The sequence below is a fragment of the Algoriphagus antarcticus genome (assembly GCF_002150685.1).
In the GTDB taxonomy this organism is placed as follows: domain Bacteria; phylum Bacteroidota; class Bacteroidia; order Cytophagales; family Cyclobacteriaceae; genus Algoriphagus; species Algoriphagus antarcticus.
The window spans coordinates 12,640-30,138 of sequence record NZ_MSSW01000081.1 but is presented as its reverse complement, the minus strand read 5'-3'; the positions used below and the strand labels follow the sequence as shown (position 1 = coordinate 30,138).

General features: G+C 39.7%; 12 protein-coding genes. 5 read left to right on the top strand and 7 right to left on the bottom strand.

Annotated elements, in window-relative coordinates; translation table 11 throughout:
* Window positions 1–639 precede the first annotated feature (639 nt).
* Window positions 640–1,920: a DUF5690 family protein gene (locus BVH04_RS22020; RefSeq protein ID WP_086543621.1), complete on the bottom strand. Its 1,281-nt coding sequence runs from the start codon at window positions 1,918–1,920 to the stop codon at window positions 640–642.
* Between the two features lie 332 nt (window positions 1,921–2,252).
* Between BVH04_RS22020 and BVH04_RS22015 the strand changes: the two genes are divergently transcribed.
* The 3 genes from BVH04_RS22015 to BVH04_RS22005 all read left to right on the top strand — a co-directional run bounded on the left by BVH04_RS22015 (window position 2,253) and on the right by BVH04_RS22005 (window position 5,309).
* Window positions 2,253–3,338 (top strand): zinc-binding dehydrogenase, encoded by a 1,086-nt coding sequence (locus tag BVH04_RS22015; protein ID WP_086543620.1) that lies wholly within the window; start codon window positions 2,253–2,255, stop codon window positions 3,336–3,338.
* Window positions 3,339–3,367: 29 nt separating this feature from the next.
* Window positions 3,368–4,069: a phosphonatase-like hydrolase gene (locus tag BVH04_RS22010; RefSeq protein ID WP_086543619.1), complete on the top strand. Its 702-nt coding sequence runs from the start codon at window positions 3,368–3,370 to the stop codon at window positions 4,067–4,069.
* A gap of 106 nt (window positions 4,070–4,175) precedes the next feature.
* On the top strand, window positions 4,176–5,309 hold the full coding sequence (locus BVH04_RS22005; RefSeq protein WP_086543618.1) for a TIGR03364 family FAD-dependent oxidoreductase: 1,134 nt from the start codon (window positions 4,176–4,178) through the stop codon (window positions 5,307–5,309).
* A gap of 450 nt (window positions 5,310–5,759) precedes the next feature.
* Here BVH04_RS22005 and BVH04_RS22000 read toward each other — a convergent pair whose 3' ends face one another.
* On the bottom strand, window positions 5,760–6,338 hold the full coding sequence (locus BVH04_RS22000; RefSeq protein WP_086543617.1) for a helix-turn-helix domain-containing protein: 579 nt from the start codon (window positions 6,336–6,338) through the stop codon (window positions 5,760–5,762).
* A 599-nt stretch (window positions 6,339–6,937) separates the two neighbouring features.
* Here BVH04_RS22000 and BVH04_RS21995 point away from each other — a divergent pair.
* Window positions 6,938–7,516, top strand: a complete 579-nt coding sequence (locus tag BVH04_RS21995) for an HDIG domain-containing metalloprotein (RefSeq protein ID WP_086543616.1) — start codon at window positions 6,938–6,940, stop codon at window positions 7,514–7,516.
* Between the two features lie 166 nt (window positions 7,517–7,682).
* Here the strand turns inward: BVH04_RS21995 and BVH04_RS21990 are convergent, their stop codons facing one another.
* From BVH04_RS21990 to BVH04_RS21980, 3 genes are all read right to left on the bottom strand, one after another.
* Window positions 7,683–8,174 (bottom strand): alkaline phosphatase family protein, encoded by a 492-nt coding sequence (locus BVH04_RS21990; protein WP_205635905.1) that lies wholly within the window; start codon window positions 8,172–8,174, stop codon window positions 7,683–7,685.
* 632 nt (window positions 8,175–8,806) lie between these two features.
* Window positions 8,807–10,357, bottom strand: a complete 1,551-nt coding sequence (locus tag BVH04_RS21985; protein WP_086543635.1) for a SusD/RagB family nutrient-binding outer membrane lipoprotein — start codon at window positions 10,355–10,357, stop codon at window positions 8,807–8,809.
* A gap of 44 nt (window positions 10,358–10,401) precedes the next feature.
* Window positions 10,402–13,617, bottom strand: a complete 3,216-nt coding sequence (locus BVH04_RS21980; protein ID WP_086543615.1) for a SusC/RagA family TonB-linked outer membrane protein — start codon at window positions 13,615–13,617, stop codon at window positions 10,402–10,404.
* A gap of 708 nt (window positions 13,618–14,325) precedes the next feature.
* Between BVH04_RS21980 and BVH04_RS21975 the strand changes: the two genes are divergently transcribed.
* Complete coding sequence (locus tag BVH04_RS21975) at window positions 14,326–15,000, top strand: phosphatase PAP2 family protein (protein ID WP_086543614.1); 675 nt, start codon at window positions 14,326–14,328, stop codon at window positions 14,998–15,000.
* On the opposite strand, the gene BVH04_RS21970 is transcribed toward BVH04_RS21975, so the two are convergent.
* Both BVH04_RS21970 and pstB read right to left on the bottom strand, forming a co-directional pair.
* Complete coding sequence (locus BVH04_RS21970) at window positions 15,001–16,554, bottom strand: ArnT family glycosyltransferase (protein ID WP_086543613.1); 1,554 nt, start codon at window positions 16,552–16,554, stop codon at window positions 15,001–15,003.
* A gap of 189 nt (window positions 16,555–16,743) precedes the next feature.
* Window positions 16,744–17,490 (bottom strand): phosphate ABC transporter ATP-binding protein PstB, encoded by a 747-nt coding sequence (pstB, locus tag BVH04_RS21965; protein WP_211328000.1) that lies wholly within the window; start codon window positions 17,488–17,490, stop codon window positions 16,744–16,746.
* Window positions 17,491–17,499 lie beyond the last annotated feature (9 nt).

Here is a 17,499-nt window from a genome sequence, read left to right as displayed (position 1 = left end):
TCTTTCCAAAGCATTCTTTTTGGTTTGGTGTTTGGTTTTACCATTCGTTATTCCTTGGACAGAATGGACGAAATAGGAAGACCATGAAGAAAGGGCTGCATTAGGTTGTGCACAATTCCTCACGTTGCTAAACCATTGTATTCATAAGCTAACGGGAGTTAAGGAATAATGATGGAATAAACGAAAGGGAATGATTATAAACTGCTTATTTTCAATACTTATAACAAAACGTTAGTCAGAATCCTCCATATATTGAAACATTTACTTCTTAAGCTAAGGGGGGACAGCACCATTCCAACTTTTTCGTATATTAGTGAAGCTCTTTGTAAGGCCGATTTTTAAACTGTTGCACCTTCGGGTAGCACGGGCGCAATCCTGGTTCGGATGCTTGCGATTACTTCAGTGGTGGTACAGACTTTAAAAATCTGTAACCCCTTTCAGAATATTTTCTTGCCAAAAGCACATCAGGATTAGAATACATTTACCTCATAAAAGGAAGTATAAAGTTCGAGCTTGGATCGGGAATATTCGGACTTGAAGAAGGCGACTCGCTATTTTTGACGGCAATATTCCCCATGTACCCAAAAATGAAACCACTTCAGATGCGATAATGCTCGTCCTTTATTTCATCATGAAGAATTAAGTGTTCAATGCAAATTCAGGCTGCTTTTTTGATTTTCCATGAATTAAAAACAACGTTATAATGCAAACAGCCGTCATAATGGTGCCAGCTATTTGATTGAGGTCTCCCAGGAAATTGACCCAAGTCACCTGCGAATCACTGAATTCTTTGAACAGCATCACTCCCACACTTCCAGTGTAGCCCAGCGCGTCAGCGGTGTAGAACAGAAAACCCACATTCCCGGTAAAGCGCAACATCGCTATAAATCGCTCAAAGATCAGACAGTGAAACAGAATGTAAGGCAGATAAAGACCGACACCGTTGATAACCATCCACCAGATTGGCGACATAGCTCCCTTTTCAAACAACATTGTCAGCAATACGATCCCAATGCAGCATGCGATGCTCAGATAGACCCCATAATCAAATGCCTTTCGGTTGTCCCGAATCAAAACTCCAAAAGCTGCAATCAGCAAAACAAACACTGCTACAGGAATCTCAGTCAGCGTGATCAGCTCAGGATTACCTTGCATGCCCAGCTCCGCCCAAAATTCCACCATGAAATTGTCTCGAAAATCACGCACAATCGTCAAAAGCACATAGACTACCACGAGACCGCTAAAGACCAGCCCGTGTTTTCGCAAAAAATCCATTCGCTGACGGGCATCCATCGGTAGCCGTTCGGACCGAAGACTCAGATCTTCCGCAGAGCGCTGCTGAGAACTGCTGAGCATTCTCACTGACACCAAAAAAAGTGGAAAGAAAAGCAAACCCGTGAGAAACGGCATAATGAATTCACCTACTCCAAAATCCTGCATCAGCCATAACCCTACTGTTTTCACAAATCCCGTAGAGAATATAAAAGTCGCACTCAATGCCGCAGCCAAAAGTTCTGTATTTTTCCTTCCTTCCAGATAAGAAAAAACTAATCCAAACACCATTCCAAGAGGCAGTCCATTCAGAAACAGCGCAAACGGCTTTAGACTTATAGGCAAAATTGCGAAAGCCAAAAGCATGAGCAAGCCGAATCCGACCAAAGCCACTAAGGAAGTTGCCCGCTTATTGGAGGTCATTTCGGATACCAGCTTGATCCCTACAAACTTCGAAAACATATAGCCAAGCACCTGACTTATTACCAACACAGTCTTGAAATCCATTCCATAAAACTCCATTTCTAGATATTGCCCAGCAAGAAATGCCTTACGAACAGCATACATACCCGTGTAGCAAAGAAATGCACCAGCCATCAGCAAAATCGTAGATCTTTCAGGAAGATATTTTTGAGATACTACGGTCATATTTTTTATATTATGAAATTTTTATAATCACAATTAAGAACTAGCTCCAGAGTCAAAAAATCAAGCTACGGCTACTTTTTCTCACGACACAACTAAATCAATAAATCCCAAATCAATATCAATCATCTACCTACAAACTAATAATATCATATTTCACTTTTTAACCTAAAGGTATTGCATCGAATCTGAAATTTGAACCCTGTATGTTAAGTGATTATTAATTTTTGTAGCAAGAAATTAATTTTCCACTTAGGAAATTTTTTAAGTTTATTTGTAAGCATTTCAATAGTAAATTATAAACTACATCAGGTCGACAGACAGAATTTTTGTAGATGAAAAAAGTAGCCTTAGCAATGGTCTTTGAGGAAATTGAGAAGCCATTTCGCCCTCTTTCAGTATATCTTCCTGCCTTAAAACAAGGTGAAGTGATCGTTGAGATCACCTATGCAACAATCTGCACGAGTGATCTTCACTCCTACTTTGGGCGTCGAGGCACCCCCGCACCAAGTGTTCTAGGCCACGAAATGCTCGGCCGGATTGTTAATCTCCCTCAAAACGAAATGCTGGATTTTCTCGGAAACCCACTTAAAAAAGGTGACCTAATCACCTGGTCAGTCTATGCGTATGACCATACAGCAGACATGGCTACCAAAGGAATTCCCCAAAAATCTAAATCACTTTTTAAGTATGGCCATGAGCAGATTCAGAAAAATGATGTACTAAGTGGAGGATTTGCGACACACTGTCATTTACGAAACGGAACAGATATTTTCAGAATTCCAGAAGGAATCTCCCAAAAAGAGGCCGCTCCGTTAAACTGCACACATGCGACGATCGCAGGGGCTATTAGATTGGCAGGAAGTGTACAGGACAAAAATGTGATGATCATTGGAGCTGGAATGCTTGGAATTTCTGCATGCACGATGGCAAGATTTGCCGGTGCAAAGAAGGTGCTGGCCATGGATTTAAACTTGCAGCGTATCGAAAACATTTTTCGCTTCGGAGCAGACATGGGAATCAATGCCAGTCATTCGCCGGAAGAAATCCAGAAAAAAATCCTACCAATCGGCGGAATCGATGTGGTAATAGAGACTTCTGGATCTACGGAAGCCATGGAAAGAGGCCTCGATCTGCTTAATGTAGGAGGTATATCCATCTGGGTAGGCGCAGTATATTCTCAGCGAAACGTTTCAATCTGTGCAGAGTCTATCGTGAGAAGAATCTTGACTATCAAGGGTCTGCACAATTATAAACCGGAAGACCTTTCCTACGCAATTAAATTTCTAAAAGCGAGTCATTCGACTTACCCTTTTGATTCACTTGTGGGGGCTGAGTTTCAATTGAAAGAATTGGACAAAGCCTTTACAATTGCCAAGGAATCCGGCTCTTACCGAGTAGGAATTACACCCAACTACTAAAAAAAAATCATCTTTATTATCGACTGCAAATGAGCGAAAAACACTACATCAAACTTATCGTTTTTGATATGGCAGGCACTACTGTCAATGAAGACAATGTAGTCTACAAAACCCTCCAACTGGCTATCAATAAGCTTGGTCATAATTTCACACTGAACAATGTGCTCCTGAATGGAGGGGGCAAAGAAAAGCTTCAGGCTATCCGTGACATTATGAAACCTGCTTATAACTCTTCTAAAATACTTGAGAAAGATGCACAGATTGCATTCTCAGACTTTGTTATAATGTTAAAAAAATCCTACGAAAACTTAACTGTGAATACATACGACGGTACGACAGAGCTGTTCGAATTTCTCCGAAAAAACGGGGTAAAAGTAGCACTGAATACGGGGTACAATACGAAAACAGCACGGTCTCTGTTGGATAAATTGAACTGGAGCGAAGGTCAGACATTTGATGCTTTGGTAACCGCCGACGATGTGGCCAATAGTAGACCCGCTCCTGACATGATTTTGCTGGCAATGGAAAAATGCGGGATATCCAACTCAAAGGAAGTGGCAAAAGTAGGTGACACAATCGTCGACATTAAGGAAGGAAAAGCAGCCGAATGCGGACTGACACTTGGCGTGACTTCGGGTGCACAGACGGCAGACCAACTCACTACCGCTGATCCAGATTTCATCATCGATTCACTTCTAGAACTGAAACAGATAATAAGACTAAAGGATTAAAGTTTAATTTTCAAAAGACGAAGTGGCATTTTAAACTACTCCTTAATTCCTCGTATCAAGTAATACCCTAATCACACTTTAGATGTATTTATAAAAATCGCAACTAATGAATCAACAACATGCTATCGTAATTGGCGCAGGAATCGTAGCGCTATCTGTGACTAGGGCACTTCATGCTCAGGGCTGGAAAGTGACTGTCATTGAGCGTCATCCCCAAGCTCAGGGAGCATCCGTAAGAAATTTTGGGATGATTTGGCCAATCGGCCAAGCTCAAGGCTCAAGCTTTGACCGCGCGATACGCACCCGTGAAATATGGTTAGAAATGGCTCAAAAAGCAGGTTTTTGGGTTGAACAAACTGGAGCATTACATTTGGCTCACACTGATCTTGAGCTTCAAGTGGTCTATGAATATGTATCTGCCATGAAAGACAAGAATTCGGCTCAGCAACTTTCACCAGAAGATACACTCGCAAAAAGTCCTGCAATCGTTAAGAAAGGACTTAAAGGCGCACTTTGGACATCAGAAGAAATGATTGTGGATCCACGCGAGGCCGTCGCCAAAACGGCCAACTACTTGGATAGCATCGATGGCGTTGACTTTATATGGAACAGAGCCATCTCGCGCATCGAAGGAAACACAGTTTACAACGGTCAGAAATCTTGGTCAGCTGACAAAATATTCGTCTGTAGCGGTGCTGATTTTGAGACCTTATATCCAGAATTATTTGAGTCTATTCCTATCACTAAGTGTAAGCTTCAGATGATGCGTCTTGTGAAGCAACCCGAGAATTGGCGTATTGGTCCCCCGCTATGCGCTGGGTTGAGCTTTATACACTACAAGGGTTTTCAGGTTGCAGCTTCATTGCCGAAGCTTAAGGAAATCTATGCCGAGCAGTACCAAGAACTGATAGACCTAGGCATTCATGTCATGGTATCCCAAAATGGCATGGGAGAACTAACCATAGGTGATAGCCATGAATATGGACTTAACTTCACACCCTTTGACACTAAACATATCAACAAACTGATCCTCGATGTACTCAGGACTTTTGCTCAATTTAAGAACTGGGAGATAGACAGTTCTTGGCATGGGATTTATCCTAAGATGACCAACGGTGCGACGGAATTTGTCCATCAAATCGATGACACCGTCACCATTGTCAACGGAATGGGAGGCGCAGGCATGACACTCTCTTTTGGATTGGGTGAAGAGGTGGTAGCCTCCAGTCTGATTCACTAGAAAAACAACCTAGAATTTCGTATCGATGTATCATGCTCTTTACTACTCCGATGATGATGAAAATGGCAACACTTGGAAAGGTAAAAGCAGCTACGGAGACAGGCGCTTCAGATACTTTTAAGGCTGATGGAAGATAATGAAGTGCAGGGAGTATTCTTTGGACACTTACATACCTACATGATAACATTTCGGATGAAAGAGGATAAATTTAACCTCAACGAAGGCATTTACTTCATACAGATAAGAGGAATGTCGGTAACTTAGAGGGTTTTGCCCCATTAGATTGCCATTTGTAGTGAAAACGTTTCGAGGCTTCCTCTAACTAACCGTTACATCACTTCCACAAGTTTTGAGCTAAGAATGTTTAAAACCGCAAGAGATATTTTAGATCAGCTCCTCCACACAAACTAATGCAAAACAACCTTCCATATACCTAATTGCGAGGGCATTCTATGCTTTGTCCTCAAAGAAATAAACTACCAGCAAATGCACAGGAATATCACCCACATTCACTGGATTATGCTCCAATCTTCCGTCAAATAATATAGAATCTCCCGATTCAAGATCAATTTCCTGGTCTCTGAAAACATACCGTACTGACCCAGAGATAATGAATTTGTACTCAAAGGCATCAGTCTGCACAAAATCCCTTGTAGATCCGGGCTGAATCTCGAGAAGCACAATATCTATGGTGCTTTGCTTAACTTTCTTTGTGAAAATTCGAAAATACTCGTAGCCATTTGCTGGTTCCTTTTCAAACCTCTCATAAGCTGACTTACGCTGGATCAATATCGAGGATTCTTTCGTATGTAGGTTCAACTCTGTGAAAAACGAATCCAAATCAATTTCTAAAGCTTTGATGATCTGAATCAGAACTAGCAAAGATGGAATCGTGCGACTGTTTTCAATCTGTGAAATCAAGCCCTTAGTGACTCCTGCTCGATCGGCCACATCCTGAAGTGTCATACTTTTCTCTTTACGAATACTTTTTATTTTATTGCTGATCTGTACGATCACTTCATGCTCCATGTCCAGCTATTTTGGGAGTGCTAACCTATCTATTTATTCCAGAGTATAAAAGTAGGTCCAGCAAGATTTAGATAATAAAATAGTCCTTTTCGCCAGGTAAGGAAACTAATTGCTTGAAGTTTGATAAACAAATGCATGCTTAAGTCAACAAAAATAAAAGGGAGCTTCATTCAAAACACTCACTCCCCGAAGTAATAAACCAACTTTATAATTGTTAAATCTGCAAGTACGCTTTTCTGCCAGTAAGCAAATTCTCTTTGGTCAACGGGCTGGAAGACCGATGACCGAAGTAAACCAGAATTCAATGTGTCTTTGCTCCTTCGATCCTATAAATTTTCTACTGGCAAGATTCCGTATAATCACATTGTTTAGTAAACTTAAACATCAAAATATATCGAAATCGTAAAATCCTGTTATTTATATGTTATGTTATCATAAAACTCCTCAGAATTTGAAAAATCCAAACAAAGATTATCATCATTAATATTGATTTCAATCGGAAATCTGACCACTTCTTTACCAAATCACAAAACCTTAATACAATTTTTTTGGGAAGTATGATTTCAATACTTTATTTAGTACATATAAATTTGTCAGTTATGAAAATCAAAGGATCTGAGATCAGCAGTGCAAAAAGAATTGACATGGTGTTTGATCTTTACAGAAAGTTTGGACACGGAGACTATATCGGAGAGCCTGTATCGCAGATTGAGCACATGAGCCAATCTGCCCAAATTGCAGAAGAAGAAGGACAAGAAACCGAGGTGATTTTGGCCGCATTTTTCCATGACATCGGCAACTTATGTGTCAACAGGGGAGGCTTTGATTCCATGAATGGTTATGGAACACTGAGCCACGAGAAAATTGGAGCTGACTTTTTAAGAGACCTTGGGTTTCCGGAGCGAATAGCCAAATTGGTTGAAAACCATGTTCAGGCCAAGCGCTACCTAACCTACAGATATCCAGAGTATTTCGAAAAACTCTCGGAAGCAAGCCGAAAAACACTTGAGTTTCAAGGAGGGAAAATGAATGAAGAAGAAGCTCGTGCCTTCGAGACTGACCCGCTCTTTGAGTTGTCACTTAAGATGCGCACTTGGGACGAAATGGCAAAAAAAGAACACGTTCCCCTTCCCGATTTGGAAAGCTACATACGGATGGCCGAACAATTAATCAGCTAGTGTTACATGGCTTAATCTAATCGTCGCAACCCATTTTTAAAAAAGTGAGGAGATAGATTTTTCATTTGAGAAAACACCCCTCAAAATGTTGGAGAGGCATCTTGTCCAGATTCAGCTGTGTAGGAAATGAGAAAGAGTAGTCCTAAATCTAAACACTTTATTTGGCTCATTCCAACATCTCGTTGATCACTTTTCCAGCCTTCGCATCAGGGTATACCATTCCCAGCAGCTGGAAAATGGTTCGGGCGATCATCACAGATTGCCGTTGGCCTTGCGATTTCATTTCATCGGCAGCTGGTGTATCGGGGCCGATTGAAGCCATCCATATTTCTCCAGCTTCAGGTATAGAGGAACCGTGACCTCTCCAAGAAGTCTTGGTAATTCCACGACCGTGATCGGTAGTGATATTTATCGTAGTCTTGTCCTTGTATTGAAGATCTGATTGTATAAAATCCCAGATTTCCTTGATGTAAGCATCCGTTTGCTTGGAAGGCCAGAGGTATTGATCGTAGTGATTTTCTTGTGCCCAGTTATCGGTCTCTCCGTAGGAAATATAAAGTATTCTTGGCTTCTTATTTTTCAAAGCCGCCATCGCATAGTTTTGTTTAAATACATCCAGTCTCACTCCGCCCCAAGGACCACGGATTTCGGATTGCATCTTGTTTGTCAGGATTTCCTCGGGAGAAAGATCTGACCTTCTTTTGCAAGGGTATTCCAGAAAAAAGGAAATAACGTTACTCTTTACCAAAGCGGTTTTTCGTTCCAAAAATCTTCCAAAAGAGATCCTGGCCCTTTGATTATCCCAGTATCGTCCACCATCAAGGAATCACCGCGTTTGAAAACTTCTTGCCATCGCATACCATCCAAAGTGATCAAAATGACATTTTCAGTGTTGTAATCCTGAGCTTTTAAAATTGCGGTCTGGAAAAGTAATCCCTTAAAGCAATCAAAACAATTGAATTTTTAAATATAATTTTTTAATGTTATTAGTTCTATTTCAATCTTTAAGAGCTTATATATGATTATCTTCCTTTATAACCCAGACCCTCTTGGCTGGACTTTTCTTTCTTATGTTTTCATCCAATTTCTATTAAGTAATAATAGAAATTTACTCCACTTTTAAAAAAAAAGCCACCTTCCAACTGAAGTTGAAGAGTGACCTTATTTTTCTATAATCATTTCTAAATTCAGTGAAGGCAAAAGCAACGTTGAACTAAGTAAATTCAGAGGATAAGAATACTTTCCTACCTATCCGGCTTATGCGGGTCTTTTGTTTCCGTTCACCCTTTTCTAATCCACATCCCACCACACATGTGTAGTGATAGCATCTGCGCCTTGACGAGCTAATGCAATTTCATAATTCTGCTTGTTTAATGCCTGGACACTTCCTGGATACATGAAGCGAACTGGTACCGTACTGATGTATGCCGCTGGGCCAGGGGTGATTTTAGGATAATCCGTTCTTCTCCAGTCATACCAGCCTTCCATACCTGAGAAAAATAAAGCAAGCCATTTTTGAGTACCGATCTTTGCCAGTTTCTCTTCACTAGATCCTGTATAGGTTACTCCTGACTGCGCAAAATATGCGTCTCCCACTACCAACTTATCTGCAATCTGGGGAAGATCGATAACTTCATAGCGACTTTTATAGTAAGCAAAAGAAGACTTAACACCATTAGTATAATAATCTTCAGCTGTGCCAGTAGTAATATATCCTCTTTCTCTAGCTTCTGCCAATACAAACTGAAGCTCAGAATAGCTCATCAAAATCGCCTGAGCTCCAATAGGATTGGCCAAGGATGTACATGCAGAACAAGACCATAGATAACCGACCCTGGAGATAAAATTAGAACCACCTTTAGCAGGATCTCCCGATGGAGAATAAGCCAACGCTTCTTCATCAGCCAAACCGTTTGGCACACCCTGATAAGCGTCCTTCGCTCCAATCACTCCTGCGCCGGAATCATTCGTCGGCTGTGCATAGGCATACAATCTTGGGTCATTCAGATCTTTGAGGACACTTTCCATTTTTTCACTCAATCTATACTCATCAAATGAACCAGAGCGGGTAGTGTATAAAATATGCTGATTCGGCACATCCTGAAGGTATTGCAACAGCGCGTGATCGTCATTGGAAGTGAAAATCGGGAACTGTGTAGGATTAGATACTATCGCCTGCATGTCTGCCGCTGGATTCATACGGTCAGAAAGTCTCATCAGGATTCGAAGCCTAAGGGAGTTTGCATATTTCTTCCATCTCATCACATCTCCATCGAACAGAATATCTCCTTCAACGCTTTCTGATGTAGATCCAAGTAAGGTATTTGCCTGCTCCAGCTCTGAAAGAATCCCCTTATAAATATCTTCTTGCGTATCAAAAACCGGGTAATTTACTTCTGACTTAGCCTGTGTAGCCTCCACATAGGGCAAATCACCATAGGCATCCGTCATAAATGAATAAAGACTAGCTCTTAATACAAGTGCTATACCGACGTAATTACTTTGCCCAGCTTCGGATGAGATCTCAATCACATTACTCAAATCCCGCATGGAATTGTAAAACGTCCCATAAGGATCTCCTTCCGGCCCCCAGTTGTACCTGTCTTCATTGGTAAACTGGATCTTGGCCGTCTGCTGCATTACTACATTACCATAACCCCAAGCCTTTCCAGCGATTTCATTCGTAGTATTTCGGATGATTGTGGGTAAAAGCAAACTTGAAGAAACCGTCTCTGGGCTGTTAGGATTTATGTTTACTTCTTCGAAATCCTTGTCACAGCTGCTCAGCGAAAGCATTGCTGCTACCCAGATTCCTGCTATATATTTTGTATTGAAATTCATAATTTTCTGGTTTTCAGAGTTTTTTAGATTCAACCTAACGCTACTTAAAACTTTATATTGATATTAAAGCCCATGCTTCTGGTAGAGGGAAAAGCCATATCCTCCACACCCGGTATCAGAGTACCTCCACCCATTGCCATAGTCTCAGGATCGAAGTGCGGATTCTCTGTCCAAAGCGCTAGATTTCTGCCTACCAAAGAGATTTTCACATCTTCAAATGGCAACCTGCCCAAGATGGATTTAGGAATCGTGTAACCTAATGTTACTTCTCTCAGCTTCAAGAACGTAGCTTCATATTTGGCAGCTTCTACGTTACCTCTTTCATAGTACCTATTGTGCCAATTCCTAGAAGTTGTTTCAAAGGTATTCGGGCTGTAAGACCCATCTGCATTTGCTACTATGCCTTCACTGATAATGCCGTTACCTTCGCCTTCCAGATCGTAACCTGATTCACGACCAAAAAGCGTCTCAGCCAATTGACCTGAAGTACTACCTATAGTTTTTGTTCTTGAAACAACTATACCGCCATATCTGAAGTCAAACAAGAAACCCAAGTTGATTCCTTTGTAGCTTAGGTTATTCTGCCAGCCTAGCATCCAGTCTGGATTATAATTACCCTGAAGTTTCAATTCAGGATCCAAAAGCGGTGTACCGGTAGAGTTGTGTATGATCTGACCGAAATATTCAGAATTTTCATCTTCTACTCTGGAGAAGCCTCTTCCGTAGATATTCCCCATTCTCTCGCCTACTCTCGCTTGGATGTTTGCTCCGTTTCTGCCTGTCAGGGTGTAAGTGTCCAGACCTTCAGTTAGCTCCAATACTTTACCTCTGTTTCGTGTGAAGTTGGCAAGAAAGCTCCAATTAAATCCACTGGAAGTATTCACCGGATTAGCACTTAGGACGATTTCTATTCCCTTATTTTGAATTTCTCCAGCATTGATTATTCGGGAGGCATAGCCTGTAGCTATATCCAGTTCAATTGGAATGATCTGGTTTCTCGTACGATTATCAAAGTAGGTGAAGTCAACACCCAGTCTTCCTTCAAAGAATCTTACATCAAGACCAGTTTCAAAAGCTCCTGTTCTTTCAGGTTTTAATCCTGAGTTAGAAAGTCTGTTTGATTCTGATTTTGACTGGATAGATCCCCACGCAGTTTGAGAGCTATACACATTGGAAAGGCTGTATGGATCTGTATCATTTCCTACCTCCGCATAGGCCAATCTAGCTTTCAGGAATGAAACAAATTTCGGCATGGTCAACATATCAGAGATTACTGCTCCGAAGGTGGCTGAAGGGTAGAAATAGCTATTGTTATCTGAAGGTAAAGTACTTGACCAGTCATTTCTGCCTGTAATATCAAGGAAAAGAATATTTTTGTAACCAATCTGGCCAAAACCATACAAAGAGTTGATGCGCTTTTCCGAGTTATACTGAGCCACCTCAAGGTTTACTGCTGTATTGGTGAAGTTGTATATATCAGGGATCAATAACTGAGGAGCTACAGTCTGCACGTATCTGTTTTCCTGACGCATTTGATTCCCACCTACAGCAATGCTATAGGTAAATACTGGATTGGTAGATTCGGAATAGGTCAGCAAAAAATCAGAATTTGTTTCTGAGAAATACAAATTATCTTCTCTGTAATTTCCTTTCGGAAAACGCTGTGTACTGAAGGCTCTTTTTCTGTCTCTCAGTTCGTTATAAGTATCCAGCCCAGTTCTCAACATCAAGTTCAATTTGTCTGTAAACTTGTAGTTCACTGAAATATTACCGTAGATTCTATCCTTAGACTGTCCATTTGTATTTTCATAAACATTGAAATACGGGTTATCGTGATAATTATAGTTGTAATTAAACTGCTGCTCACCTTCGCTTCCAGCCATCCAGTAATCTCTCAGGTTTGCGGTATTGATCTGACGACCATACCAAATCCATAAGTACATGAGATTTTCTGTACCGTAGCTTATATTTGGCCTGTTGTCACTGTCAGTTCGCTGAAAATTGACAGTCGTATTGACAGTAAGCTTATCTGTAAGATTGAGACCTCCATTCATTGAAATGGTATTCCTTTTCAAATCTGTATTGGGTACAATCCCAGTTTGATCCAGATTGGTCCACGAAAGACGAATATTAGCACTCTCATTTGCTGCTGAAAGTGCTACATTATTTGAAAGTGTCACACCTGTCTGGAAGAAGTCAGTTATGTTATCGGGATTGGAAACCCACGGAGTAGCTAGGATCGTGCTGCCTGCCGGAGCATTCAAATCACCACCTCTGAAGCCTGGCACATCTCTAGGAGAGTCAAATTGGGTAATTTGCAACCCATCATCAAGTCTAGGTCCCCAGCTTTCATCCACCCCATCAGCGATACCAGAACCAGTACCATCCACAAACTCAAACTGACCATTATTACCTTGTCCGTAAGTATTTTGCCAATCTGGAAGTCTTAGTGCATTATCGAAAGTCGTATTGGAATTAATTGTGATTCCTAGTCCTTTTTTATTTTTAGCCGTTTTGGTTGTAATCAAAATCGCGCCATTCGCAGCTCTAGAACCATAAAGTGCCGCCGCCGCAGGGCCTTTCAATACGGTCATAGAAGCAATATCATCCGGATTGATTTCGCCTGCTGAATTCCCATAATCCACTTCCTGATTACTGGAACCTGAAGATCCTACAATGTTGTTGGAAATAGGAACTCCATTAACTACAAATAGTGGTTGGTTTGAATTGATATTGAGAGAAGATTCACCTCTGATTACCACTCTACTGGAACCACCCAGTCCAGAAGAAGAATTGGTGATTTGCACACCGGCTACACGGCCACTTAGTGAGTTCACTACATTGGTCTCACGAGCTTCTGTAAATCTATCCCCATCCACTTCCTGAATAGCATACCCCAAAGCTTTGGTCTCCCTTTCTACTCCCAGAGCTGTCACCACCACTTCGTTGAGTGCCAATCCTTCATTAAGGGTAGCGTTAATGAGGGTTGCGTTTCCTATTATTTTTTCATGTTCTTCATATCCTACAAAAGAAAATACAAGCGTCTCACCGGGAGATGCCTGAATAGAATAAGTTCCGTCAATATCAGTTACCGTACCACGGCTGGTACCTTTTACCAGAACTGTAGCTCCGGGTAGAGGCTCATTATTTGCGTCAATTACTTTTCCTTCGATCATGCTTTCTTGGGCGAAAGAAAAATTGATGATAAACAGCAGGCAAGCCGTTATCATACATTGCCAAATGCTTTTTTTAGCAGTCATTTTAGAGTAGAGGTTTTGAATAAGTAATATTTTTGGTTAAAAATTTTAACGAAACTATACTTATTCTGGCGGATTGAGATTAAATCAACTTTACCAAAAAATGAAATAATCTTTTGTTAACTCGACCAAAAACATACTCATTTGCCTTATAAATTATGAATTTAGATATTGCTGAGACTTATCATTTTCCCCAATATTTCCTTTTGATTACCAAAATTTTAATAAAAAAAGTATACAAATATTAAACTTTTAAAAGTTTATTAAAAAAATTACAGTTCAAAGATATTCAGATTCTTTCCTATAGACCAGATTTCCTTCAATGAACCAATCAACTATGAAATAGAAACTTTTGGAGGTACACAAGCAAAAAAAAAGAAAATGACAATCTGAACATTAAGCTCTTCAATATTACAGCTCTTAAGCTCTTCAATATTACAGCTCTTTTACACGAAAGCACCTTAAAATATTGATATACAAACCTTTGGATAGATCCCTTTAAAATGCGAAAGGTATTTGGATCCCAAACCATATGATTATCGCACTTGTAGGTAATATGACTTGATTTAATATAATTAGCCATAGTTTAAAATTAAGCACAGCTACTAGGACATGACCCCTTAAAACAGTTGGTTTTTAAAGAGGAATTAAAGAACTTATAATAATGGCATAACAAAATTCCTCCCTTCTCTGCCTAGCTTTTCAAAAGCTATGAAAAGGAAAAAAACCTACGCAAAGGAGTATTTTAAGGCATATTGTATCCTATTAATCGTTGCTTGTCTATTTCTTCCCTTGTATGAGAAAGGCAAATTTGAATTAATTGTTAACAAGGCGCATGATCCCATTTTCGATAGTGTTTTTGCTGGGATTACTCATTTGGGGGACGGGGCGATTCTGATCCTTCCTATCATATTTTTGCTCTTTGTAAAATATAGCTATGCAATATTACTAGCTTGGTCCACGCTTTTTCACATGATATTTGTGTCTTTAGGTAAGAGAGTATTGTTTAGGGGAGCGCCAAGACCTTTAGAATTCCTTTCAGGTCTTGATATCTATACAGTACCTGGAGTACACATAAGCCATTGGAACACCTTTCCTTCAGGCCATACAACTACAATTTTCATGTTGACTTGTGCCCTAGCTATGCTGAGTCCCAAGAAAATATGGCTTCAATTAGCACTACTGGGCATAGCCATACTTACTGGATTCAGTAGAATCTATTTGATGCAGCATTTTGTACTCGATGTATTAGCAGGCTCGGTTTTAGGGGTTATTTCTGCATATGGTGGCAGGTGGCTAACGTTAAAATTTTTTTCAAAAAAGAAATTCCGAAAAAGTCTATATCCAAAAAGAAAAAGGGCTCTTGGTCAGCTCATTCCTTTCTAGTTAATCTACTCTCAAAATTATTGTCACGGAGTTTTCAAAGAGATCACCACCTTCAAAAACCTGTGATGCGTCTACTTGCAGTTCTTTAAAATCAGGAAGACTTTCCTTGTTTGTCAATATTAAATCACCTGATTTCAACTGTAAAATATGGCGTTCTACAGCAGGAATCTCGCGATTCATGTTAAAAACAAAAGCGGGGTTAAAGCTTCGAAAATGAAAAACCCTGAGACTGTCCTTCCATATTCTTTCCGAATTTATTACAGGATTTTTGCTATCAATAGAAGGGAAAGCCTGGATAATAAGAAGTGCAGTAAATGCAACAAATCCAAAATTACTCATGATCCAGGCCAGTTCCCATTTTTTAGAAAGAGCCAAAAACAATGAAATGAAACCTACTAAAGCAGGAACCATAAACCAACCCGAAATCGCATCTATTTCTTTTACCTCAACCCACTTGAAAGAAAAATATAGTCCTATTGGAAGAATCAGAATCAATAAAGAGCAAAGATAAGATGGCCATTTGAAACGCTGAGACTGCTCAAAACTAAAATACCAACCGACGATTAAAGCTAATAATGGATAGATCGGCGCAGTGTAATTTGGCAATTTGGTCCCTGAAAACATAAAAAAGATTATGGTGACGAAAGAAAAAATAATAGAAAGGGAAATCACTGCCGGCAATCTATGATACAAAAATGCTTTTCTGATTGCTGAGAACAATACAAGGGTATTAGGTAAAAACCCAATAAAAACAAAGAGGAGCGATAAATAAAAACCACCGCCATGCCCTTCCATCGGGGCAGAAAAACGATTTAAGTTGTGCTGAAAAATAAATTCCACCAACCAGACCCCGTTGGTTTTCCAAGAAATTAAAACAAACCAAGGCAAAGCAACTATTAAAAATATTATCCAAGCTTTCTGATCTACTATTGCTTTGAAATGGAGTTTAAATGGTTTTGTATCCAGTAGCATAAAAAGTAGAACAGTAAGACCTACCAGAACAATGGCCACAGGCCCTTTGCTCAAAGTGGCAAATGCTAAAAATAACGCAGATAATCTCAAATAATACTTTGATCGAAAATCTGAGGATACAAACCTTTCATAATTAATTAAAGCTAAAAAAATGAATAGGATCAAAAATGGGTCAGGTACAGCTAAATGGAATTGGACGATCCAATGAATGGAAGAAAGCAATGCCAAGCCAGCAAAAAAACCGGCTTTCCTTCCAAATGATTTCGAGGAATACACATAGACAATCATAAAACAGATCCAACCAGCCAAGGCTGGAAAAAACCTTGCAGCAATGGGATTAACTCCAAAAATCTTGTAACTCAATATGAAAAAAAAATAATGGAGCGGGGGCTTATCAAAGCGTGGCATTCCATTGAAAGTCGGTAGAATCCATTCGTTATTCCGCATCATTTCCAAAGCGGCAGTTGCATTTTTGGTTTCGTCCAAAATATAAATGCTGAAAGACCCAATCGCCAAAAAGTGTAGTATGAGTCCAAAAGCCATGAATGTAAATGGAAACCACTTCTGGTTATATAATTTCATGACTTCAAATTACAAAGGGATTTAAATTGGCTTATAATTAAATCATTATCATACTATTAGTTTATTGCTATGAAAAAAGCAGATCTCTAAAAAATGATCAACCAGCTATTTAGTTTTCCATTACCCCTTTCAGTAAAGCCAAATCCTATATATTAGGTTAGTTTTGCCATCCAAAATGAAATGAAAATGCTACCCGAAATGTCCTCCTATATATTCTTTTGTCAGCTCTTGTTTTGGGTTACTAAAAATATTTTCGCATGAGTCGAATTCTATAAGTTCACCCAAATACATGAAAGCAACTTTATCTGAGATACGCTGAGCCTGTTGCATATTGTGTGTTACAATAATAATTGTGTAGTCTTTTTTAAGTTTTAAAATCAGGTCTTCAATTTTCCGGGTACTAATTGGGTCTAAGGCTGAGCAGGGTTCATCCATCAAAATCACTTCGGGTCTTAATACAACAGTTCGGGCAATGCAAAGCCGTTGTTGTTGTCCTCCTGATAATTTCACAGCAGGTTTTTTTAATTCTTCTTTTACTTCATCCCACAAAAAACTTTCCTTTAAGGCATTTTCAATAAGTCCGGGTATTTCGGCTTTGGGGAAATTATGAATGTGCAAGGCATAGGATAAATTCTCAAAAATACTTTTTGGTAAAGGATTGGGTTTCTGAAAAACCATTCCTATTCTTTTCCGGATTTCTGTTACTGAATTTGCTTTGTTATATAAATCCATTTCATCCATTTTCAATTTTCCTTCAATTCGTGCATCGGGAGATAGATCATGCATCCTGTTAAAAGAACGAAGCAAGGTGGATTTACCACAACCTGATGGGCCAATCAAAGAAGTAACCTGATTTTTGGGGAAATCAATGCTTAAATTTTTAAGGATTTGTTTATTCCCAAAAAATAGATTCAAATTCCTTGCAGAAAGCTTTATTTCTTCCAT